Consider the following 21,863-nt stretch of genomic DNA (forward strand, 5'->3'; position numbering starts at 1 on the left):
GCGGCGCGAAGTGTGTCGTAGTGTATGCGCGGCCGGACACGATACAAAAGCCGCGCAAAAACCCCGTTTTCCGGCACAGGGCGGATACCCGCCGCGCGTCCAATGCGGTCATCGAGACTGAAACGGACCGCCCGCCATGACCACCCTCATCGACACCCCGCTCGCCCTGGCCGCCGGCATGCTGACGGTAGCCTCACCCTGCGTATTGCCGCTGCTGCCGATCCTGCTGGGTAGCGCGGTCGAGCGCGCCGGGCGCCTGCGGCCGCTGTGCATCGTGCTGGGCTTCGTGCTGGCGTTCTCCGGGCTGGGTATCGCGCTCAGCCTGCTGTCGGGCGCGGTGGAATCGGCCCATGAGGCGGTGCGCTCGGTGTCCGTGGCGGCGCTGGCGCTGTTCGGCCTGGCGCGCATCTGGCCGCGGCCGTACGACTGGCTGGCGGCGCGGCTGAGCGGCCCGCTGCAGGGTGTGATCGGCCTGGGCGCCCGGGGCGGTTCGGGCAATGCCGGCGGCTTCCTGCTGGGCATGTCGCTGGGCGCGGTCTGGACGCCCTGCGCCGGGCCGGTGCTGGCATCGATCCTGATCCTGGCGGCGCGCGCCCAGGACCTGGCCCATTCCAGCCTGCTGTTGCTGGTCTACGGGCTGGGCGCCGGCATCCCGATGCTGGTCATTGCCTACGGCGGCGGCTTCGCGGCCCGCCGGGTCGGCGCCATCGCCCGCCACGCCGTGCGCCTGCAGCGCGCCTTCGGCGTGTTGCTGGTGGCGTCGGCCATCGCCATCCATTTCCAGTACGACGTGCTGGCCTATGCCTGGATCAGCCGCCTGTTCGCGTGACCTGCTTTTTTTCCTGTCCGTTTTTCCGCGACCTGTTTTTTTTTCAACCCGACTTTCCGCAACCCGATTTTCCGTGACCTGAAGGAGCGCACCATGCCATCCATCCGCCTTTCCGCCCGCCGGGCCCTCGTTTCCGTCAAGCTCGCCGTGGCTGGCCTGTTGCTGGGGACCGCGGCGCATGCCGCCGCCCCGGCGCCGGTTCCCGCGCCGGAATTCACCGGCATCCAGACCTGGCTCAACAGCGAGCCGCGCACCCTGGCCAGCCTGCGAGGCAAGGTGGTGCTGGTGGATTTCTGGACCTACACCTGCATCAACTGCATCAACACGCTGCCGTACGTGAAGCAGTGGCACCAGAAGTACAAGGACCAGGGCCTGGTGGTGGTGGGCGTGCACACGCCGGAATTCCCTTTCGAGCGCACAACGAAGAATGTGGCGGACGCCATCAAGCGCTTCGGCATCGAATACCCGGTGGCGCAGGACAACGACTACAAGACCTGGGACGCCTACCGCAACCAGTACTGGCCGGCGTTCTACCTGATCGACAAGGGGGGCAACATCGTCTATCGCCATTTTGGCGAGGGGCGCTACGCCGAGACCGAGGCCGAGATCCAGCGCCTGCTGGCCCAGCCCCAGTCCTGAGTCCCGCGCACCGGGCCGCCGTCGCGAATGCCGTTGCGGGCGCCATTGAGACGCGTGCGATGGCTCGCTGGCGCGTCCTGTGCCGGCCCCGCGGCGGTTCAGCCGCCGGCCAGCGCCAGCATCAGCAGCGCGCCCAGCAGCGCCGGCGGCATCACCCAGGCGCCCAGCTTCAGGAAGCGCAGCGCGCCCACGTGCTGGCCCTCGCGCCGCACCGCGATCAGCCACAGCAGCGTCGCCAGCGAACCGGTGATCGACAGGTTGGGGCCCAGGTCCACGCCGATCAGCAAGGCGCCGGCGGTCTGCGCCGGCAGGTCGGCGATCTGGCCGACCGACCCGGCGATCAGTCCGGCCGGCAGGTTATTGATGACGTTGCTGGCCAGCGCCGCGACGATGCCGGCGCCCCATAGCGCGCCGCCGGCCGAGTCGCTCGCCAGCCGCAGTAGCGCCCGCGCCAGGGCGTCGATGGCGCCGCTGAGCGCCAGGCCCTCGACCAGCACGAACAGGCCGGCCACCATCGGCAGCACGCCCCAGGCCACGTGGCGCAGCACCGGCAGCGGATTGAGCCGCTGCCGCAGGTGGATGAAACCGGCGGTGGCCAGGCCGGCAATGAAGGTGGGCAACCCCAGGTCGGCATGCAATGCCGAGGCCGCCATCAGCACCAGCGCGGTCAGCAGGATGCCGATGCCGGTCAGGCGCGCGCCGCTGCCCAGCGGCTGCGGCACGATGTCCGCCCGCAATGGCTGGCGCAGCGCCTCGCGCTGGCTGTAGCGCAGCGCCAGGTAGGTCAGGCCGATGGCCGCCAGCGACGGCAGCGTGAAGCGCTGCAGCCAGTCCAGCAGCGGCGGCATCTGGCTGCCGTACACCACCAGGTTGGCGGGATTGGAGATTGGCAGCACGAAGCTGGCGGCGTTGGCGATGAAGGCGCAGATGAACAGATACGGCAGCGGCCGCGCGCCGGCGGCCCGCGCCGCGGCGTACACCGCCGGCGTCAGCACCACGGCGGTGGCGTCGTTCGACAGGAATACGGTGACCAGGATGCCCACCAGGAACACCAGGTCGAACAGCCGCCGCGCCGACCCGCGCGCATGGCGCGCCGCCACCATCGCCAGCCAGTCGAACAGCCCCTGCTGGCGCGCCAGCTCGGCCAGCACCATCATGCCGATCAGGAACAGGTAGACGTCCAGCCCCTTGCCGACCGCGCCCAGCGCTGCCTGCCAGGGGATCAGCCCGGTCGCCGTCAGCAGCAGGGCGGCGCCGCCGGCCCAGACGTATTCGGGCAACTTCCAGGGGCGCAGCAGGATGCCGACGATCGCCAGGGCGGAAATGCCCCAGAGGGCGAGGGAGGCGTAGGAGGCTGGCATGAATGGTGGTCGCGTGGCGGGAAGCTGGGCATTATCGCCCGTCTCGCGGCCGCGCGGGCGGGGCGGCCCGCTGCTTCCGCACTGCTCATGCCCCGCGCCGATCCCGGGGGGGCCTCGTGATGCGAGCAGGCCCTAGCCTAGTTGACCTGCAGTGTGTACATCGCCTGTCCGCGCACCAGCGTCAGCAGTAGCGGTTGCCCCGGCGCCGCGCCGCTCAGCAGGCCGCGCAGGTCGGCCAGCCGGCTCACCGGGCGCTGGTTGACGCCGATGACGATGTCGCCGCGCTGCATCCGCGCCGCCACCGGCCCGCGCTCGGGATAAGTGGCGCTGACCGCCACGCCATCGTTGCCCTTCAGGCGCTGCGCGCGGCCGATCTCGGTGAACTCCACGCCATTCAGGCGCGCATCCAGCGAACCGCCGTGCAGCCGCTCGTTGCGCTCCGGCTCGATGCGCAGCGTCACCTCCGAGCGCTGGCCGCCGCGCGACAGCGTCAGCCGCACCTGCTTGCCCACCGGCAGCAGGCCCTCGGCATTGCGCAGCTGGGCGCTGGTGCCGATCGGCTTGCCGTCCAGCGCCACGACCAGGTCGCGCGCCTGCACGCCGGCCTGTTGCGCCGGTGAACCGTCCGCCACCCGCGCCACCACCACGCCGGTGGCGTTGGGCGCCATGCCCAATTGGCGCGCGTTGCGCGGCGTGATGTCGATGGTGTCCAGCCCCAGGCCGCCGCGCTGCACCTGGCCGTGCTGCAGCAACTGGCGCATGACCTCGCCCGCCAGGTTCGACGGAATCGCGAAGCCGATGCCGACATTGCCGCCCGATGGCGTGTAGATCATGGTATTGATGCCGACCAGTTCGCCGTTCAGGTTGACCAGCGCGCCGCCCGAGTTGCCCGGGTTGATGGAGGCGTCGGTCTGGATGAAGTTCTGGTAGCCGGCCGCGCGCAGGCTGGAGCGTTCCAGCGCCGATACGATGCCGGACGAGGCCGACTGGCCCAGGCCGTAGGGATCGCCGATGGCGACCACGAAATCGCCCACCCGCAGGTCGCTCGAGTCGGACAGCGTCAGGGCCTGCAGCTTGTCGGGCGGAATGCGCAGCACCGCCAGGTCGGTGTCCGGATCGCTGCCGACCACGGTGGCGGTGAAGCTGCGGCCGTCCTGCAACGACACGCGGATGGACGTGGCGCCGCGCACCACGTGGTGATTGGTCAGGATATTGCCCTGGGCCGCGTCGACGATCACGCCCGAGCCGATGCTCTGGCGCCCGCCGCCACCGGCCTGGCCGAAGGCCGACGCCGGCGCGCCATCGCCCTGGGCGGAAATGTTGACCACCGCTGGCGTCACGCGTTCGAGCATGGGCGCCAGCGAGGGCAGGGGCTGGCCGTCCACGGCCATGGGCAGCGCGGCCAGCGCGCGGGACGGGGCGGTGAGCGAGGTCGCCAGGGCGGCGGCCAGCGCCGCGGCGGACAGGATGCGGTTCATAGGGGCCTTGGTGAGTCTGCGCCGCAGTATCGCCGCGCCCCGCGTCGTCCATATGACCGATCAAGCCCCTTTCCGGCGGCGTGTTCCGCCGCCGTGCCCGCCAGCCCTAGAAGCCGACCGCCTGGCCGTCGCGGCGCGAATCGGACGCAGCCACGTAGCCGCCCTGCGGCAGCCGGCAGATCAGTTGCGCCGAGCCGAATTCCAGGCTGTCGGCGGGCGCCACCGCCACGTTGTGGCCGCGCTGGCGCAGCGCCTCGACCACGTCGGCGGGCAGGTGCGCTTCGACGTTCACCACCGGCCCCTTCTCGACCCGGAAACGCGGCGCATCGCTCATGGCCTGCGGGTTCTGGCCGAAGGCCGCCAGGCGCGTCACCATCTGCAGATGGCCTTGCGCCTGCATCGACCCGCCCATCACGCCGAACGACATCACCGGCTCGCCGCCGCGGGTGACGAAGGCCGGGATGATGGTGTGCATGGGCTTCTTGCGCGGCGCCACCTGGTTGGCGTGGCCCGGCGTCAGCACGAAGTTCAGGCCGCGGTTGTGCAGGCTGATGCCGGTGTCCGGCACCACCACTCCGGAACCGAAGCCGTGGTAGTTGGATTGGATGAACGACACCATGGTGCCGCCCGCGTCGGCGGCGGTCAGGTAGACCGTGCCGCCGCTGGCGGGCGTGCCGGCCACTGGCACGGCGGCGCGGTCCATCGAGATCAGGCGCGCGCGCTCGGCCAGGTAGGCGCGATCGAGCAGGGCGCGGGCGTCGGTGCGCATGTGGCGCGGATCGGCCACGTGGTGATGCAGGTCGGCAAAAGCCAGCTTCATGGCCTCGATGCTGACGTGGTAGTAATCGGCGCTGTCGCGGCCCATCGCTTCCAGGTCGAACTGCTCCAGCATGCCCAGCGCCATCAGCGCCGAGATGCCCTGGCCGTTGGGCGGGATTTCATGCAGTTCGTAGCCGCGGAACGACTGCGAGATCGGCGTCACCCACTCGGGGCGGTGTTCGGCCAGGTCGGCCGCGCCCAGGGCGCCGCCGGTGCGCGCCGCGAAGTCGACGATCCTGCCGGCCAGCGCGCCGCGGTAGAAGCTGTCGCCCCCGCTTTCGGCGATGTCGCGCAAGGTGCGCGCCTGCGCCGGAAAGCGCCACCATTCGCCCGCCTGCGGCGCCCGGCCTTGCGGCAGGAACGCCTCGGCAAAGCCCGGTTCCTGCGCCAGCTTGGGCGCCTGCGTGGCCCATTGGCGCGCAATCGTCGGGCTGACCGCGAAGCCTTCCTCGGCATAGGCGATTGCCGGTTCGAACAGCTTGGCGAAGGGCAGCTTGCCGAAGCGTTCGGACAGCGCCTTCCAGCCCGCCACCTGGCCGGGCACGGTCACCGTGCCCCAGCCGGTGCCAGGCATGGCGTCGCGGCCGGCGAAATACTCCGGCGTCCATGCCGCCGGCGCGCAGCCGCTGGAGTTCAGGCCATGCAACCGCCCTTCGTGCCACACCAGCGCGAACATGTCGCCGCCAATGCCGTTCATCACGGGTTCGACCACGGTCAGCGCGATGGCGGTGGCGATGGCGCTGTCCACGGCATTGCCGCCCGCCAGCAGCATGCGCAGCCCGGCCTGGGCCGCCAGCGGCTGGCTGGTTGCCACCGCGTTGGCGGCCAGCACCGGCATTTTTCGGGAAGCGTACGGAAAAGACCAATCGAAGGGGGAGGACATGATGGCGTGGAGACTCTGTGGGAAATTACTGCGGGGTGATGCCGGCCTGGTCGATCAACTGCTTGGTGCGCGGGATCTCGGCCTTGATGAAGGCGGCGAATTCCTCGCGGCTGCCGCCACGCGGCTCGGCGCCGGCTTCGGCCAGCTTACCGCGCAACGCGGGATCCGCAAGCACCTTGTTGACGGCGCGGTTGAGCTTGTCCAGGATCGGCGCGGGCGTGCCTTCCGGCGCCACCAGCCCGTACCACGGCGCGATGTCGTAGCCGGCGTAGCCCTGCTCGGCGATGGTCGGGATGTCCGGCGCCAGCGACGAGCGCTGCGAATTGGACATGCCCAGCGCCAGCAGCGCGCCGCTCTTGACCTGCGGCAGGCCGGTCATGATGGTGTCGAAGTACATCGAGACCTGGCCGCTCAGCAGCGCCGGAATGGCTTCGCCGGCGCCCTTGTAGGGCACGTGCAGGATGTCGATGCCGGCCACCGACTTGAGCATTTCCCCCGCCATGTGCGAGGTGGTGCCGGTGCCGAACGAGGCGTAGGTCAACTTGCCCGGATTGGCGCGGGCATACGCGATCATCTCGGGCAGGGTCTTGAACGGCTGCTGCGGATTGGCCAGCAGGATGTTGGGCGTGTAGGCCACCATCGACACCAGCTCGAACTTGTCCGGATCGTAGGCCAGGCGCTTCTGCAGGAAGCGGTTGGTGACGATGGCGGCCGGGCCGCCCATCAGCAGTGTGTAGCCGTCGGCCGCCGAGCGCGCCACCGAGGCGCTGCCGATCGCGGCGGCGGCGCCCGGGCGGGCCTCCACCACGAAAGGCTGGCCCAGTTCGGTCGACAGCGCCGCGCCCAGCTGGCGCGAAATCAGGTCGGTGGCCGAGCCGGCCTGGAACGGCACCACGATGCGCACCGGATGCTGCGGCCAGTCGGTGGCCTGGGCGCCGGCCTGGGCGGCGAAGGCCAGCGCGGCGGCGCCCGCCAGGGCGCGGATGAGACGGAAAGGCATGGATTCCCCTTGAATGCGTTGTATCGGTGAGCGCCAGGCGGGTCTGTCGCCCGTTGCGGTCCCCGGCGGGCGCGCACGGCCGGCGCGCCAGTCACGGATTTGACGCGAGCCATGGCGATCCGAACATAGGTATTTGCATCCATGGATCACTGGATCCAATTTGTGTTATTTTTGCGTTTATCTATCATGGCGGCTTTGAAAACCCGGGGACGAGGATGCTGCAGTATCAGAAGACAGCCGTCAGCGCCGAAGAAGAGGCCTACCTGCACCTGCAGCGCGAAATCCGGCTGGGCAACTATCCGCCCGGCCACCGCCTGGTGCCCGAGGTCATCGCCAGCGAAATCGGCACCAGCCGCATGCCGGTGCGCGGCGCGCTGCGCCGCCTGGCGTCCGAAGGCCTGGTCGAGATCCGCGCCAACCGCGGCGCCGTGGTGCGCGGCCTGAACCAGCAGGAAATGCGCGAAGTCTTCGAAATGCGCTCCGTGCTCGAAGGGCTGGCCGTGCGCAATGCCGTGCGCCACATGAGCGCCGAGCACGTCCGCCGCCTGTCCGGCATGCTCGACCAGTTGGAGCAGGGCCTGGGCGACTACCTGGACTGGACCAGCGCCCACCGCGACTTCCACGAATACCTCTGTAGTTTCTGCCAGCAGCCGCGCCTGTTGCGGCAGATCTCCGAACTGCACTCGGTGGTCGAGCCCTACATGCGCCTGTGGGCCGCCCAGCCCGGCCGCGTGTTGCGGGTGCGCGAATCGCACCAGGAGCTGATAGACGCGCTGCTCACCGGCGACCCCGATCGCTGCGAAGCCGCAATGCGCCAGCATGTGCTGAACACCGTGCCGGCGTTGCAGGCGTTCCTGGAGCAGGGCGGCTGACGGCTGTCCGCCCGCGCCGCGCCGTTCAGGTCCTGCCCGGCGCCGGCTTGCCGCGGCGCTTGAATTTCACCTCGCTGGCCAGCACGCCCGCCACGATCAACGCCGCGCCCACCAGCGCCAGGCCGGGCAGGCGCTCCCCGGCCAGCCGGCCGACGATGCCGCCCCACACCGGCTCGCCGGCGTAGATCACCGTGGCGCGCGTGGGCGACACCGACTTCTGCGCCCAATTCATCGTCAGCTGGATCACCGCGCTGGCCAGGCCAAGTCCGATCGCCCCGCCGGCCCACAGCCATGAAAATTCCGGCACCGCCTCGCCCAGCGCCGGCATCAGCGCGAACGACACCAGCCCGGCCGTCAGCAGCTGCACCGCCGTGACGCGGCGGCTGTCCACCGAGCTGGCGAAATGGCCGATCAGGATGATCTCGGCCGCAATCGCCGCCGCGCCCGCCAGCGTGGCCAGTTCGCCCGCGCTGAAATGCAGCGCGCCGGCCTCCGGACCGGCCAGCAGCACCAGCCCGGTGAACGCCAGCGCCACCCCGACCCAGCTCATCAGTCCGGGCGGGCGCTTGAGCACCGCCCATTGCAGCAGCGGCACGATCGGCACGTACAGCGCGGTGATGAAGGCCGACTGGCTGCTGGTGATGGTGCGCAGGCCGAGGGTCTGCAGGTAATAACCGAGGAACAGCGCGCAGCCGATCGCCACGCCCGCGCCCGCTTCGCGCCGCGTCAGCCGTGCCATGTGCCGGCGGAACAGCAGCATCGACACGACTCCCGCCAGGGTGAACCGCACTCCCACGAAGAACAGCGGTCCGCTATGCTGCATGGCGATATGGATAACGAGGAAAGTGCTTCCCCACAGCATGGTGACCAGCACCAGGGCGATTTCCTGGCGCGACAAGGCAAACATCGATTCGGATTTCACGGCGGACTTCGGGTGTTACAGATTTGAGCAATATACTGCACATTACCAATTCGGACAGCGATGTCCTCACCCACGTGGGGGCCAATCTAAAACGGTTGCGCAAGGCCGCCGGCCTGAGCCAGGGAGCGTTGGCCGAGGCTTCCGGCATCAGCCGCCGCATGATCGCCGGCCTGGAAGCGGGCAACTCCAATATCAGCCTGTCGAGCCTGGACAAGCTGGCGCAGGCGCTGGAGGTTGGGTTCGTCGACCTGGTCAGCGACCCGGCGCGCGAACGGCGCCGCATCGAGGCCCGCGCCTGGCGCGGCAAGCGGCCGGGCAGCCAGGCCATGCTGCTGGGCGCGGCGCCCGCCAGTTGCGAAGCGCAACTCTGGCTCTGGACGCTGGCGCCGGGCGAAACCTACGTGGCCGAACCCGATCCCGAAGGTTGGCACGAGATGATCTACGTCATCGAAGGCACGCTGCAACTGGAACTGTCGGACGTCGTGCAGCAGGTCCAGGCCAACGACTTCGCCATCTATAGCAGCGCGCAGCCGTATTCCTATCGCAATGACGCCGACGCCCCCCTGCGCTTCGTGCGCAATGTGTTGCGGTAGGTCCGCGCCGGCGGGGGAGGGGGCGCCACCCGGGGACGTCGGTTCGCCGCAACGGCCCGGTTTTTCTTGCGCCACGGCGGCGCAACGGTCGGCTAGAATCGAGAATAATATTCATTCCTGAGTCGCTCGGTTGCATGGGCGTCAAGTGCGTCCCATGTCCGACCTGGTTCCCGCTCCTACCCTCGAAGCGCTGTACTGCGACCATCACTCATGGCTGGTCGGCATGTTGCGCCGCAAGCTCGGCAATGGCGACAGCGCCGCCGACCTGGCCCAGGACACCTTCCTGCGCGTACTCGCCAACCGCAATGTCGACGCGATCCTGCGTCCGCGCGAGTATCTCGCCACCATCGCCCGCGGCCTCGTCACCGATGCCTACCGCCGCCAGGCCATCGAGCGGGCCTACCTTGAAACCCTGGCGGCGCGGCCCGAGCCGGTCGCCATCTCGCCCGAAACCCGCGCCATTCTGCTGGAAACCGTGCTGGCCATCGACCGCATGCTGGACCAACTCGGCCCGCGCACCCGCGAGATATTCCTGCTGGCGCAGTTCGAGGAATTGACCTATGCGCAAGTGGGCTCGCGGCTGGGCGTGTCCGTTACCACCGTCAAGAAGCACATGGTGCGCGCGTTGACGCAGTGCCTGTTGCTGGCCGCCGACTGATGCGGCCCGCGGCTGAACTGCTCGAGGCCGCCGCGCAGTGGTATGTGGCCTTGCGCGAGGCCGATGCCGACGATCCCGCCCGCCTCGCCTGGCGCCGCTGGCTGGATGCCGACGTGCGCCACCGCCAGGCATGGGCGCGGATGCTGGCCTTGCAGGAACAGCTTGGCAGCGTGCCCGGCGATCTGCTGTTGCCCACCCTGCGCGGCGCCCGCCGCCAGCAGCGCCGCCGCTTGCTGGCGCTGGCCCTGCTGGCGGGCGGCGGCGCCGCCTTCGGCTGGATCGCCACGCCGCCCTGGCGCGTCCTGGCCGCGGGGCTGCGCACCGCCATCGGCGAGCGTCGCACCGTCACGCTGCCCGACGGTGGCACTCTGTACCTGAACACCGCTTCCGCCGTCGATATCGACTATGGCCCTGAACGCCGCCTGCTGCGCCTGCATCAGGGCGAAGTGCTGGTGCAGACCGCGCCCGACCCCGCCGGCCAGCGGCCGTTCGAGGTCTGGACCGAGGACGGCGGCGCGCGCGCGCTCGGCACCCGCTACAGTGTGCGGCGCGAGGCCGGAGGCACGCGCGTCGCGGTATTCCAGGATGCGGTGCTGCTGCAACCGGCCGATCCGGCGGCGCCATCGCGGCGCCTGGAGGCCGGCCAGCTGAGCCTTCTGACGGCCCGCGCCGCCGCCGCGCCCGCACCGGTGACGGTGGGTCTGGCGGATTGGGTCGACGGCCGGCTGGTCGCCATCGACCAGCCGCTGGGCGACTTCATCGCCGAGCTGGCGCGCTATCGCCAGGGCAGCCTGAGCTGCGATCCCGCGGTGGCGCACCTGCGGCTGTCGGGCGCCTTCCGCCTGGCCGATACCGACGCGGTGCTGGAGAACATCGCCGCATCGCTGCCGGTGGCCCTGCGCACCCGCACCCGTTATTGGGTGCGCGTCGTCCCGCGTTGATTTTTTTCGTCGCGGGGGTTGCTCTTTTTCATTCTCATCCGGCCTACCACGGAAGGCCGCCGTGGTCAGGACCTGGCGGCTTCCCGAGTCCCGTTCATGAGAGCCATCGTGTCCCGCAAGCCGCAAGCCGCCGTTCCCCGTTTCGCTTCCCACCTTCGTCGACCTGCGGCCGCGCGCCCGCCCATCCGGGCCAGGCCGCGCCTGTTGCCGGCGCTGGTCGCCGCCGCCGTCTGCGCCGCGGCATCCGCTGGACCGCTGGCCTCCGTGGCGCAGGCCCAGGCCGCGTCCGCGGCGCGCAGCTACGACATCGCCGCCGGGCCGCTGGACGTGGTGCTCAGCCGCTACGCCGCGGCCGCCGACATCACCCTGTCGTTCAACGCCGACCAGACCCGCGGGCGCCAGTCCGCCGGCATCCGCGGCGCCTATGGCGTCGAGGCCGGCCTGGCCCGCCTGCTGGCCGGCAGCGGGCTGGAGGCGCGCCATCGCGGCGGCGGCAATTACGTGCTGCGCGCGCTGCCCGCCGCCGGCGTCGCCACCCTGGATGCCGTGACCGTCACCGGCGAAACCGCCTTCGGTCCGGTGCCGGGCTATGCCGCCAGCCGCACCGCCACCGCCACCAAGACCGACACCCCGATCCTGGAGGTGCCGCAATCGGTCTCGGTGATCGGCCGCGAGGAAATGGAGGCGCGCGGCGCCCTCGACGTGATGGACGCCATCCAGTACACCCCGGGCGTGTCCGTCAACACCTACGGTCCCGACAACCGCGGCTGGGAATACATCAGCCTGCGCGGCTTCATGACCTACAACGTCACCATGCGCGACGGCCTGGCGCAGAATCCGGCCGGCGTCACCTACTACTCCACCGAGCCCTATGGCCTGGAGCGCATCGAGGTGCTGCGCGGCCCATCGTCGATGACCTTCGGCCAGAGCGATGCCGGCGGCCTGCTCAACCGCGTCAGCAAGTTGCCCAGCGGCGACCGCATCCGCGAAGTCGAGGTGCAGTACGGTAGCTTCGAGCGCAAGCGGCTGGCGTTCGACCTGGGCGATGCGTTCGGCCCCGGCGACGCGCTCAGCTACCGCCTGGTGGGCGTGGGGCTGGACAGCGATGACCAGGACAAATACCCCAACGGCGACAAGATCAACCGCAAGCGCCTGTACCTGGCGCCGTCTCTGCGCTGGCAGCCCAGCGCCGCCACCTCGCTGACGCTGCTGGGCGAATACATCAAGGACAAGTCCGGGGAAGATCCGTACTACTTCGCCAAGGACTACAAGCTCACCGACGTCAAGATGGGCGATCCGGGCTTTAGCCGCATCAAGCGCGAGCAGGCCTCGATCGGCTACCAGTTCGAGCATCGCTTCAACGACGCCTGGACCTTCCGCCAGAATTTCCGCTACAGCCATCTGTCGCTCGACCGGCGTGCGGTCTGGACCGACGAGATCAACGAAGACGTCACCGCCATCACCCGCGTGGCCCGCACCTGGGACGATCCGATGAGCCAGTCCGTGCTGGATACGCAGATGCTGGGCAAGCTGCGGCTGGCCGGCGCCGAACACACGGTGCTGTTCGGCGTCGACTGGAACGACCAGCACGCCAAGGCCAACCGCTTTATCGGCCCCGCGCCCGGCCTGGACCTGCTCAATCCGGTCTATGGCGTGCCGATTCCCACCCCAACCCAGCCGCTCGCCAACTACCGCCAGACCATCCGCCAGGCCGGCCTCTACCTGCAGGACCAGATCAAGGTGGATGACCACTGGATCGTGACCCTGGGCGGGCGCCAGGACCGCGTCACCTCCACCACCGACAACCGCCTCGCGGGCACCCATGCTCAGGTCCGCGACAACGCCTTCAGCGGCCGCGCCGGCCTGACCTACGTGGCCGACAACGGCGTGGCGCCCTACATCAGCTATTCGGAATCGTTCCTGCCCAGCAGCGGCGTGGATGGCGACGGCAACCCCTTCAAGCCCAGCCGCGGCAAGCAGGTCGAGGTCGGCGTCAAGTACCAGCCGGCGGGGTCGCGCAGCCTGTACACCGTGGCCGTGTTCGACCTGAACAAGACCAACATCGTCAGCTTCAACCCCATCACCAACGAACAGCGCCAGATCGGCAAGCAACGCGCCCGCGGCATCGAGTTCGAGGCCAAGGGCGAGCTGGCGCGCGGCCTGAACCTGGCGGCCTCGTACACCTGGCTCGACATGACCGTGCGCAACAGCGGCGATCCGCAGGAAGTCGGCAAGATCCCCATGGGCGTGCCCAAGCAGACGGCGGCTTTGTGGCTGGACTACACCCTGGCCGAAGGCCTGGGCGTGGGCGGCGGCGTGCGCTACATCGGCCGGCGCCAGAACGACGAGCACAACACCAGCAGCGAACCGGGCGTGGCGCTCGCCGACGCCGTTGTCCACTACGAGAAAGGCCCGTGGCGCCTGGCGCTCAATGCCACCAACCTGTTCAACCGCGACTACTACTCGATCTGCTACATGGGCGAGTGCTATCGCGGCGCCGAGCGCACGCTGATGATGACGGCGCGCTACCGCTGGTAACGCTTGCAGGCGCCGCCAGCCGCGCGGCGCCTGGCCGCTCACCGGACAGGATTTCACCGTTGCCCCGCCACCCGCATATAGCCGGGAGTAATATGGCGCGTCCGGCGGTCGGCTTCCGTCTCCTCGCATCTCCGATGCCCGTGTACCGAAGCGCCCCGGCGCGACAAGAACACAAGGAGAGAGGCAAGTGGACAAGCAAGCATCGGGCGGCTGGTATTTCGGCTGGAACATCGTCGGCGCCGCCACCGTACTGACCCTGCTCACGGTGGGGCTGCGCATGGGTATCGGGCCGTTCTTCCTGCCCATGGCGGACGGCCTGGGTTTCTCGCGCAGCCTGCTGTCGGGCATCGTCGCGGTCGGCATGCTGTGCTACGGCCTGGGCATGCCGCTGGCCGGCTACCTGGTCAGCACCCGCGGCACCCGCTTCGTGCTGCTCACCGGCACCGCCATCGTGGTGGCCTCGTCGATCTGGACCGTGTTCGCGCGCGGCCCCATCGAATTCCTGCTGGCGTTCGGCGTGGCCCTGTCGATCGGGCTGGCCTTCACCAGCCCGGTGGCGCTGACCCCCGTCATCAGCCGCTGGTTCACGCGCCAGCGCGGCATGGCGCTGTTCTTCCTGTCCACCGGCTCCATGGCCGGCATCGCGCTGATGACCCCCACGCTCACCTTCGCCATCGGCGCCGTGGGCTGGCAGGAAACCCTGCTGGCCTTCGCGGTCCTGTTCGCGCTCTTGACCGTGCCGGTGGCGCTGTTCGTCATGCGCGACCAGGCGCCCGAACACACCGACCTGCTGCCCCACCAGATCGTCGAAAGGAAAGCCGGCGCCAGGCCCGCCGCCAAGGCACCCGACCTGCGCGTTGGCGACGCCGTGCGCACGCTGCCGTTCTGGCAGGTGGCGCTGGGCCTGTTCGCCTGTGGCTTCAGCATGAACCTGCTGGGCACGCATGGCATGCCCATGCTGATGGACCATGGTTTCGACGCCACCACCAGCTCGCTGGGCATCGGCCTGATCGGCCTGGTGGCGATCTTCAGCACCCTGGTGCTGGGACGCATGTCCGACCAGGTCGAGCGCCGCAACATCCTGGCCGTCATCTACCTGGTGCGCGGGCTGGGGTTCTTCGCGTTGGTCATGGTCGGGGCGCACTGGGAACTGTATGCCGCCGCCACCATCGGCGGCGTGGTCTGGGCCGGCAGCATCGCGCTGTCGTCCGCCATCCTGGCCGACGTCTACGGCGTGCGCCTGGTGGGCGTGCTGTACGGGCTGACCTACCTGGGCCACCAGGTCGGCGGCATGATCAGTTCATGGCTGGGTGGCTGGGCCTTCGAGACCTTCCATACCCACTGGGTGGCGTTCGGCGCGGCCGGCGCCTTGCTGCTGCTGGCCGCCGCCATTTCCCTGCAACTGCCGCGGCGCGGCGCCTTGCGCGCCGAGCCGGCGATGGCGGCGGGCGGGCGCTGAACCCGCGCCGCCGTCAGGCTCAACGGTCCCTTAACGGTCCTTGAGCAGCGACACCAGTTCGGGCACGTAGCGTTCGCCGCCGCCCTGGTTGACCGCCTGGTCATAGGTGTGCAGCACCGCGGCGCCGATCTCGCGCACCGCGCCGGTCTCGGCCGCCATGGTGTTGTAGTACGAAAGGTCCTTCTGCGCGTTCGACATGAAAAAGCGCAGCGACGATGGGTCCTGCTCCAGCAGGTAGGGCTTGAGGCGCTCCAGCGCCACGCCGCCGCCGCCGCCCTTGGTCAGCACCTCGGCGAACACCGCCGGATCGATGTCGGCGCGCAGCGCGCACGCGGCCGCTTCCGACAGCAGCGCGATCGCGCCCAGCGACACATAGTTGTGCAGCAGCTTCATGCGATGGCCCGCGCCCACCGGACCGGCATGCGCGATGTTCTCGGCAAAGCATGCCAGGATCGGCTTGCATTCCTCGAACAAGGCCTTGTCGCCGCCCACCAGCAGGTTCAGGCGGCCTTCTGCGGCTTCCTTCGGCGTGCGCGTCATGGGGGCGTCGAGGAAACGGCCGCCTTTCTCGGTGACCGCCTCGGCCACCTTGACGGTGGACGAGGGAATGGCGGTCGAGCAGTCGATGATCACCGTGCCCGGGCGCAGCCCTTCCAGCACGCCGCCCGGCGACAGCAGCACCGCCTCGACCTGCGGGCTGCCCGTGACGCACAGGATGATCACGTCCGACTGCGCCGCCAGCGTCGCGCCGTCGGCGCAACTGGTGGCGCCCGCCGCCTTCAACGCGTCCAGCGGCTGGTTGCCCGGATGCTCCAGCACCGTCAGCGTGTGACCGTGCTTGACCAGATTGCTTGCGATGCCATGGCCCATCAGGCCGATGCCCACCATACCGATTTTTGCCATCTTCCACTGCTCCTGCCACATGGGCTGTTTGTTATGGCTTAAATCTTACTCTCAGATCCACGCGCGGCCGGCCGACGCAGCGCGATGGCGCCCGGCGCTCCCCGCCTTGCGGCGCCCCGCCGCATGCCGGGCGGCCAGGCGCCAAGACCAGCCTGGCGCCGGGGACGGCGGCCAAGGCAGCCCGCGCCGCGCCTCAGACGATGCGGATGCTCAACTCCGGCAGGCCGTCCACGTGCGCCACGATCACGTCGCCGCGCACCACCGGCCCCACGTTCTCCGGCGTGCCCGAATAGATCAGGTCGCCCGGGAACAGCTCGAAAGCCTGCGACAGCCGCGCGATCTGCTCGGCCACCGACCAGATCATGTGCGACAGCGTCGCCTGTTGCTTGCGCTCGCCATTGACCGCCAGCCAGATGCTGCCTTCCTTGTAGTGTCCCGTCTGGCTCACCGGATGGATCGGGCCGATCGGCGCCGCGTGGTCGAAACTCTTGCCGATTTCCCACGGCTTCTTCTGGTCGCCCATGCCGCGCTGCAGGTCGCGCCGCGTCATGTCCAGCCCCAACGCGTAGCCGTAGACGCAGTCGAGCGCCCGTTCCACGGGGATGTCGCGGCCGCCTTGCGACAAGGCCGCCACCAGTTCCACCTCGTAGTGGTAGTTCTGGGTCAGCGGCGGGTAGGGGTGATCGGCCACCGTGTCCGGAAGCACCACCTGGATCGCGTCCGTCGGCTTCTGGAAAAAGAACGGCGCTTCGCGGCTGGGGTCCGAACCCATCTCGATGGCGTGCGCGGCATAGTTGCGGCCGATGCAGTAGATGCGGCGCACCGGAAAGCGCAGGTCGCCGCCGGCGATCGGCACGGTGGTCTGCGGCACGGCAAACGGGGTCTGGGCGGATTGGGTCATCGCGGGTCTCCTGAAGGTTGCGAGGGGTCACGGCCAGATTAGGTCCGCGCCGCCCGCGCCGCCTGGAGACGATTACGCAATCCGTGGACGATTCCGCGCATTTCGCGGCGTGTCCTGCCGTCCTGTTTGCGCGGTCTTTCGCCCCGTCTTTTGCCCGGCCTCCTGCGCGACCTTCGGCGGCGTCCGCGCGCCGTCGCCGCGCAGGCGCTCGCGGTAGCCGGTCGGGCTGACGCCTTCCAGCTGCCGGAAGCGGCGCGAGAAATACGCCTCGTCCGCGAATCCCGCGGCATGCGCCACCTGCGCCACGCCACGCGCCGTATGCGCCAGCAGATCGCGCGCCAGCGCCATGCGGCGCTCGGCCACCAGCTCGGTGAAGGTCTTGCCGGTCTCTTTCTTGAGCAGGTGCGCCAGGTAATTGGGCGACAGGAATGCCGCCGCCGCCGCGTCGTTCAGCGTCAGGTTCTCGGCCAGATGCGCGCCGATGTGCGCCAGCACCCGTCGCACGCTCTCGCGCCGGCTGCTGCCAGCGTGATGGCGCGCCAGGTGCAGCAGATCGGCCTCGTAGCGTGCGCACACCAGCCCGATCAGCTGCAGCAGCAGCCCGCGGATCGCCGTCGACGAACCGAAGCCGCGCCGCCGGTTCTCCGCCATCAGCCGGGCGATCAGCGTCTCGGCCTCGGCCAGCCCCTGCGCGTCCAGCTCGAAATCCAGGTATTCCTGGAACAGGAACGGCGCCAGCGCCGGCGCCTGCGACACCGGCACGTCCTCCAGGTCCAGCGCGTCCACCGCCAGCTCCGGCCACAGGAAGCGCTGCGCGAAATTGATGATGACGTAGCGCGCGCCGGGCGGATGCGGCACCAGGTGCACCCGGTACGGCAGCACGAAGCTCAGCCCGCCGCGCGGAAACGGCCGCGTGGTGCCGCTGATGGTCTGGCGCGTGTCGCCCTCCAGGTTCACCTGGATCTGGAAATACTCGTGCCGGTGCGGCTGCTCCAGCGGCTCGCGCACCTGCTGCGCCCGGATATCGAAGTCGAAATAATCCGCGCGCTCGGCCATGCCGTAGGTCTTGATGCGGTTCATGCGTGGGGCGGAGAAACGGACGATTGCATGGGCAGAATGTAGCGCCGGCGCGACGGCCGCGCCAGCCGCCGCCGAAATTGTCCGCTCACCGGTCGCCACCGGCCGGCGCTGGCGCGCGCCGTCCGCTTTGCGCTACCGTGGGGCATTGCGCAGCAGACACTTACCATCCCATGACAGACACCATCCCCGCCGGCTTCGCGCCGTGGCAACCCAGCAGCCAGTTCATGCGCCACCTGGCGGACCTGGGCGGCTTCTACCGGCGCGCGGCCGACGACGTGCTGGCCATGCGCATCGGCGCGGCCCACGGCAACATGCACGGCATGGCCCACGGCGGCCTGCTCGCCACCCTGGCCGACAGCGCCCTCGGATACGTCATCGCCCATCAATGCCAGGCCTCGGTCGTCACCGCGCAGATGTCGGTCGAATACCTCAACGCCGTCATGCCCGGCGACTGGCTCGAAGCCCACGTCACCATCGACAAGCGCGGCAAGCGCCTGATCTACGCCACCTGCCATCTGAAGGTGGACGAACGCCTGGTGCTCAAGGCCAGCGCCGTCTTCGCCGTGCGCCAGGCCGCGGTGCCGACCTCGGACGGTTGATGCGGCGGGCGGCGAAGCCGCCAAACGCAACCGGCGGCCAGCGGCCGCCGATTTTCCCGCATGCCGGCGCCGCCGGGCTCAGAGGTAGGGCGTGGCCAGCCAGATCACCTTGTTGCGCAGCCGCTTGGCGAACGGCGCCTGCTGCAATTCATCGAGCGTCTGCCGGCGCGCGTCGGCCACCAGCGCATCGATGCGGGCGCCGATCCAGCATGCCACCTGCGGGTCGTAGATCTCCGTATCCAGCTCGAAATTCAGCCGCAGGCTGCGCGGGTCCAGGTTGGACGACCCGACATAGGCCCAGCCGTCATCCACCGTCATCAGCTTGGAATGGTCGAACGCTCCGCGCGAGCGCCACACCCGGCAGCCGGTGCGCACCACCTGGTCCAGCTGCGCCGTCATGGCATAGTCGACCAGCCGCAGATTGTTCTTGCCCGGAATCACGATATCCACCGTCACCCCGCGCCGCGCCGCCGTCGCCAGCGCGCCGATCAGCGGCTGGTCCGGCAGGAAATAGGGCGACTGGATCCGCACGTGGCGCTGCGCCACCGCCAGCGCGCCCAGGATGATGCTGTGCGCGCTGCCCATGGCGCGGTCGGGACCCGACGGCACGCAGCGCATCGGCACCACCCCATGCACCGGCTGGGCGTGCGGGTCGAACCACGGCCGCGCCGGCAGCGACTCGTGCGTCGTGAAATTCCAGTCGTGCGCAAACACCGACATCAACTGCGTCACGATCGGGCCTTCCACCCGGAAATGCGTATCGACATTGGTGGCCGCGCCCGACAGCGCCGTCACGAACGCCGCCCGCACGTTCATGCCGCCGGTGAAACCGATGCGGCCATCCACCACCAGCACCTTGCGGTGGCTGCGCAGATTGGCATACGGCATGCGCAGCACGCCCAGCGGATTGGTCATGAACCGCGCCACCGGCACGCCGCCGCGCGCCAGCATCCGCACGATCGGCGGCCGCGAATACTTGGCGCCGATCGCATCGATCAGCACCCGCACCTGCACCCCGCGCCCGTGCGCCTCGATCAGCGCCTGCGCCATCTCGCGGCCGATCGCGTCGTTGTCGAAGATGTAGCTCTGCATCGCCACCGCGTGGCGCGCCTCGCGGATCGCCTGCAGCATCGCCGGATAGGCCTCATCGCCGCCGGCCAGCGGCCGCACCGCGTTGCCGCCCAGCAGCCGGAAGCGGCTGACCTGGTCGCCCAGCACCTTCAGCGACGCGAACTGTGGCCCCGAGATCGGCGCCACGTCCACGCTGGGCGTCTCCACCAGCGCCGCGTCCACCAGCATGGCTTCATCGCGCTGTTGCGACAGCCGCGTTTTGCGGATCCGGTTGATCCCCGCCACGAAATAGGCCGCCGCCCCGAACAAGGGCGAGAACAGCGCCAACCCGACCCAGCCGATGGCCGAGCGTACGTCCTGCTTGGTCATGGCGGCATGCACCGCCGCGCCCGTGCCCGCCACCACGCTGATGCCGAACACCATGTGCGGCCAGTAAGCGGTCAATAATTCATGTATGCGATCCATGGCAACGGCGCGACGCAGGCCTCCAGAGGGTGATTCGAGCGCCAAGGATAGCAAGGCGGGCAGGCGTGGCAAGAGGGGGCGGACGAGGCCGAGGCGGCAGGACCGCGGGGCGTTTTACACCGCCGAAAAAAACATGCTAGAATTCGGCCTCTTTGCAGTTGAACACGAAATTTCTGGTGTCAGCAATTTGGTGCAGCGGTTTGGTGTCAGCGCAAGAAAAATGTGGTGGCTGTAGCTCAGTTGGTAGAGTCCCGGATTGTGATTCCGGTTGTCGTGGGTTCGAGTCCCATCAGCCACCCCACCGAATTCAAATGAAATCAGGCACTTACGCGTAAGCGGGGTGCCTTTTTTCATTTCCGGATGGTGGCAGGATCCGGCATTGGTGGCATGCGTCAGGCGCTGCCCTTAATCTTGACCACGTGCTGGCGGTCGTACACCCGCCCGGTGGCGGCGGGGTTGCGTGGGTTTCCCGGTTCTCATGCCGGCCCACCAAGACGGTCACATTTTGCCCTGGCGAACCGTGCCACAAGAGTCGCCGCCGACGTCATGGCGCCGGTCGCCGTCGGAGGCGTACCAGACGCGATCATGCGGGTAAACCGGCGAAATCGCTGCTCCACGTCTCGCGCACCCACAGGCGGCCACCGGGCTGGCCGTAGGGGCACGTGGCGCCAGGGCTTCACGACCCGCCGCGTCTGCGTCTTGTTGCCGGCCAGGATGGCGCGCACCAGATTTGGCGAGGGACGGTCAATTTGGGTGCTGACACGTTGGTAGGGGATTCCCGTAGAACTGTGTCGTGCTCGTGGTAAACCAGAGCCTCGATCGGCCACCAACCATGAAGTCATGGACAGCTATGGTTAATATCTCCCGCGAGACCTTTGAGCAAACTGAGCGACGTCTACGCCAGGTCATCACTAAGGCACGACTACGCATATATCCGGGCACATACGCGTTCGTTGAATTTCCGTTGGATAGATTTCCCAGCGCTGTCCGCGCAGATGCACTTGCTCTGGTGCGAGATGACGACGTGTGGAGTCAGCTTGTGCCCAGTGACGGGACGCACGACGAACAGTTCGGGTTATTTCGATTCCATTTCCCTCCGGGTGCCGACAATAGCGGCTTCGTAGGGTGGCTAGCCACGCATTTCAAGAATCGGTTTGGCACCGGGGTATTTGTCACGTGCGGCCAGAATCAGTCGGATGGTGGGATATTCGACTACTGGGGTGTGCCGAAGACGCTCGCGGCAGAAGTGTTTAATGAGGTTCAGCGGCTGGTTGAGGGGCGCTAGCCATCGGCGCGGACGCGGCGGGTAGTGGCGCATCACTCACCGCCTTTGTCCTGCTGGGCTGCAATCGCGGGGTCAATGTCTCCGTTGATCGTGTCGCTGAACGTCTCCCCATCATCCACGTCGATGCCGTTGTATTGGGGGTCTATCGCAGTGACGCCAACAGTCTTTGATGGAGCGGGACGCGGGGTTCGAACCCGCGTAGGCGGCGTGAAAGCCCGTCTCGTCATCGCGCGGGCATCGCCCTGACTCCGACCCTCGTGGCAAGCGGCCGGGAAGGCCATTGCCGTCGTTCCCGCCTGTTCCCCGAATACGTCCACGGCGCGATATACGACTGGTAACCGCCGCTAGAGCCTTGTTTCGGGCCGCCGAAATACACTGGGCGCACTTTTGACTCGGTGTCTTTGATATGAAAATTCTCTGTAGCCTGGCCCTGCTCGCCTCCTTGCTCGGCGGGTGCGCCGTATATACCCCGGACGGCGCCGTGATCGTCGATCCTCACCGTGGCGGTGGCGGCGGCGGCTTCTGTCCGCCGGGACAGGCCAAGAAGGGCAACTGCTGATCTTCAGC

Annotated in this window: 20 protein-coding genes and 1 tRNA gene; 12 read left to right on the forward strand and 9 right to left on the reverse strand. The window is 68.8% G+C overall.

Going from position 1 to position 21,863, the window contains the following annotated elements; translation table 11 throughout:
- Positions 1-136 precede the first annotated feature (136 nt).
- Both DK459_RS26950 and DK459_RS26955 read left to right on the forward strand, forming a co-directional pair.
- On the forward strand, positions 137-829 hold the full coding sequence (locus DK459_RS26950; RefSeq protein WP_006387575.1) for a cytochrome c biogenesis CcdA family protein: 693 nt from the start codon (positions 137-139) through the stop codon (positions 827-829).
- 93 nt (positions 830-922) lie between these two features.
- Positions 923-1,468: a thioredoxin family protein gene (locus DK459_RS26955; RefSeq protein WP_006387576.1), complete on the forward strand. Its 546-nt coding sequence runs from the start codon at positions 923-925 to the stop codon at positions 1,466-1,468.
- A gap of 98 nt (positions 1,469-1,566) precedes the next feature.
- On the opposite strand, the gene DK459_RS26960 is transcribed toward DK459_RS26955, so the two are convergent.
- The 4 genes from DK459_RS26960 to DK459_RS26975 form a co-directional block, all read right to left on the reverse strand.
- Positions 1,567-2,829, reverse strand: a complete 1,263-nt coding sequence (locus tag DK459_RS26960) for an arsenic transporter (protein WP_110135176.1) — start codon at positions 2,827-2,829, stop codon at positions 1,567-1,569.
- Between the two features lie 137 nt (positions 2,830-2,966).
- Positions 2,967-4,307, reverse strand: coding sequence for a trypsin-like peptidase domain-containing protein (locus DK459_RS26965; protein ID WP_054440952.1), 1,341 nt, complete (start codon positions 4,305-4,307; stop codon positions 2,967-2,969).
- 106 nt (positions 4,308-4,413) lie between these two features.
- Positions 4,414-6,009 carry a gamma-glutamyltransferase gene (ggt, locus tag DK459_RS26970; RefSeq protein WP_026383258.1) on the reverse strand — a complete coding sequence of 532 codons (1,596 nt, stop codon included), beginning with the start codon at positions 6,007-6,009 and terminating at the stop codon, positions 4,414-4,416.
- Positions 6,010-6,034: 25 nt separating this feature from the next.
- Positions 6,035-7,009 (reverse strand): tripartite tricarboxylate transporter substrate binding protein, encoded by a 975-nt coding sequence (locus DK459_RS26975; RefSeq protein ID WP_024069934.1) that lies wholly within the window; start codon positions 7,007-7,009, stop codon positions 6,035-6,037.
- A 215-nt stretch (positions 7,010-7,224) separates the two neighbouring features.
- Between DK459_RS26975 and DK459_RS26980 the strand changes: the two genes are divergently transcribed.
- A complete protein-coding gene (locus DK459_RS26980) occupies positions 7,225-7,881 on the forward strand; it encodes a GntR family transcriptional regulator (RefSeq protein ID WP_049054441.1) in 657 nt (218 codons plus the stop codon).
- Positions 7,882-7,906: 25 nt separating this feature from the next.
- On the opposite strand, the gene DK459_RS26985 is transcribed toward DK459_RS26980, so the two are convergent.
- Complete coding sequence (locus tag DK459_RS26985) at positions 7,907-8,788, reverse strand: DMT family transporter (protein WP_047991528.1); 882 nt, start codon at positions 8,786-8,788, stop codon at positions 7,907-7,909.
- A 38-nt stretch (positions 8,789-8,826) separates the two neighbouring features.
- Between DK459_RS26985 and DK459_RS26990 the strand changes: the two genes are divergently transcribed.
- The 5 genes from DK459_RS26990 (at position 8,827) to DK459_RS27010 (ending at position 14,992) form a co-directional block, all read left to right on the forward strand.
- Entirely contained in the window at positions 8,827-9,396 is a 570-nt protein-coding gene (locus DK459_RS26990; protein WP_049054439.1) for a helix-turn-helix domain-containing protein, read from the forward strand.
- A gap of 154 nt (positions 9,397-9,550) precedes the next feature.
- Positions 9,551-10,054, forward strand: a complete 504-nt coding sequence (locus DK459_RS26995; protein ID WP_006387585.1) for a sigma-70 family RNA polymerase sigma factor — start codon at positions 9,551-9,553, stop codon at positions 10,052-10,054.
- Positions 10,054-10,995 (forward strand): FecR domain-containing protein, encoded by a 942-nt coding sequence (locus DK459_RS27000; protein ID WP_024069931.1) that lies wholly within the window; start codon positions 10,054-10,056, stop codon positions 10,993-10,995. The genes DK459_RS26995 and DK459_RS27000 overlap by 1 nt, the downstream gene beginning before the upstream one ends.
- 204 nt (positions 10,996-11,199) lie before the next feature.
- Complete coding sequence (locus tag DK459_RS27005; RefSeq protein WP_233256867.1) at positions 11,200-13,533, forward strand: TonB-dependent siderophore receptor; 2,334 nt, start codon at positions 11,200-11,202, stop codon at positions 13,531-13,533.
- A 187-nt stretch (positions 13,534-13,720) separates the two neighbouring features.
- The gene (locus tag DK459_RS27010; protein WP_110135178.1) at positions 13,721-14,992 is read left to right on the forward strand and encodes an MFS transporter; all 1,272 of its coding nucleotides are present in this window, start codon (positions 13,721-13,723) and stop codon (positions 14,990-14,992) included.
- A 30-nt stretch (positions 14,993-15,022) separates the two neighbouring features.
- Here the strand turns inward: DK459_RS27010 and DK459_RS27015 are convergent, their stop codons facing one another.
- The 3 genes from DK459_RS27015 to DK459_RS27025 form a co-directional block, all read right to left on the reverse strand.
- Entirely contained in the window at positions 15,023-15,895 is an 873-nt protein-coding gene (locus DK459_RS27015) for an NAD(P)-dependent oxidoreductase (RefSeq protein WP_006387588.1), read from the reverse strand.
- A gap of 193 nt (positions 15,896-16,088) precedes the next feature.
- The gene (locus tag DK459_RS27020) at positions 16,089-16,796 is read right to left on the reverse strand and encodes a fumarylacetoacetate hydrolase family protein (RefSeq protein WP_006387589.1); all 708 of its coding nucleotides are present in this window, start codon (positions 16,794-16,796) and stop codon (positions 16,089-16,091) included.
- Positions 16,797-16,868: 72 nt separating this feature from the next.
- The gene (locus DK459_RS27025) at positions 16,869-17,876 is read right to left on the reverse strand and encodes an AraC family transcriptional regulator (RefSeq protein ID WP_058665034.1); all 1,008 of its coding nucleotides are present in this window, start codon (positions 17,874-17,876) and stop codon (positions 16,869-16,871) included.
- A 170-nt stretch (positions 17,877-18,046) separates the two neighbouring features.
- Between DK459_RS27025 and DK459_RS27030 the strand changes: the two genes are divergently transcribed.
- On the forward strand, positions 18,047-18,475 hold the full coding sequence (locus tag DK459_RS27030; protein WP_006387591.1) for a PaaI family thioesterase: 429 nt from the start codon (positions 18,047-18,049) through the stop codon (positions 18,473-18,475).
- Positions 18,476-18,553: 78 nt separating this feature from the next.
- Here the strand turns inward: DK459_RS27030 and DK459_RS27035 are convergent, their stop codons facing one another.
- Positions 18,554-20,011, reverse strand: coding sequence for a phosphatidylserine/phosphatidylglycerophosphate/cardiolipin synthase family protein (locus DK459_RS27035; protein WP_006387592.1), 1,458 nt, complete (start codon positions 20,009-20,011; stop codon positions 18,554-18,556).
- A gap of 225 nt (positions 20,012-20,236) precedes the next feature.
- On the opposite strand from DK459_RS27035, the gene DK459_RS27040 reads away from it, so the two are divergent.
- From DK459_RS27040 to DK459_RS30870, 3 genes are all read left to right on the forward strand, one after another.
- Positions 20,237-20,312 (forward strand) — tRNA-His (locus DK459_RS27040).
- Positions 20,313-20,861: 549 nt separating this feature from the next.
- Positions 20,862-21,296, forward strand: a complete 435-nt coding sequence (locus tag DK459_RS31060) for a DUF6196 family protein (RefSeq protein WP_035183168.1) — start codon at positions 20,862-20,864, stop codon at positions 21,294-21,296.
- Positions 21,297-21,702: 406 nt separating this feature from the next.
- Positions 21,703-21,855, forward strand: a complete 153-nt coding sequence (locus DK459_RS30870; RefSeq protein WP_006387662.1) for a hypothetical protein — start codon at positions 21,703-21,705, stop codon at positions 21,853-21,855.
- Positions 21,856-21,863: the final 8 nt, after the last annotated feature.

It is taken from the genome of Achromobacter sp. RW408, from assembly GCF_003184165.1.
Classification (GTDB): Bacteria; Pseudomonadota; Gammaproteobacteria; order Burkholderiales; family Burkholderiaceae_B; genus Achromobacter; species Achromobacter xylosoxidans.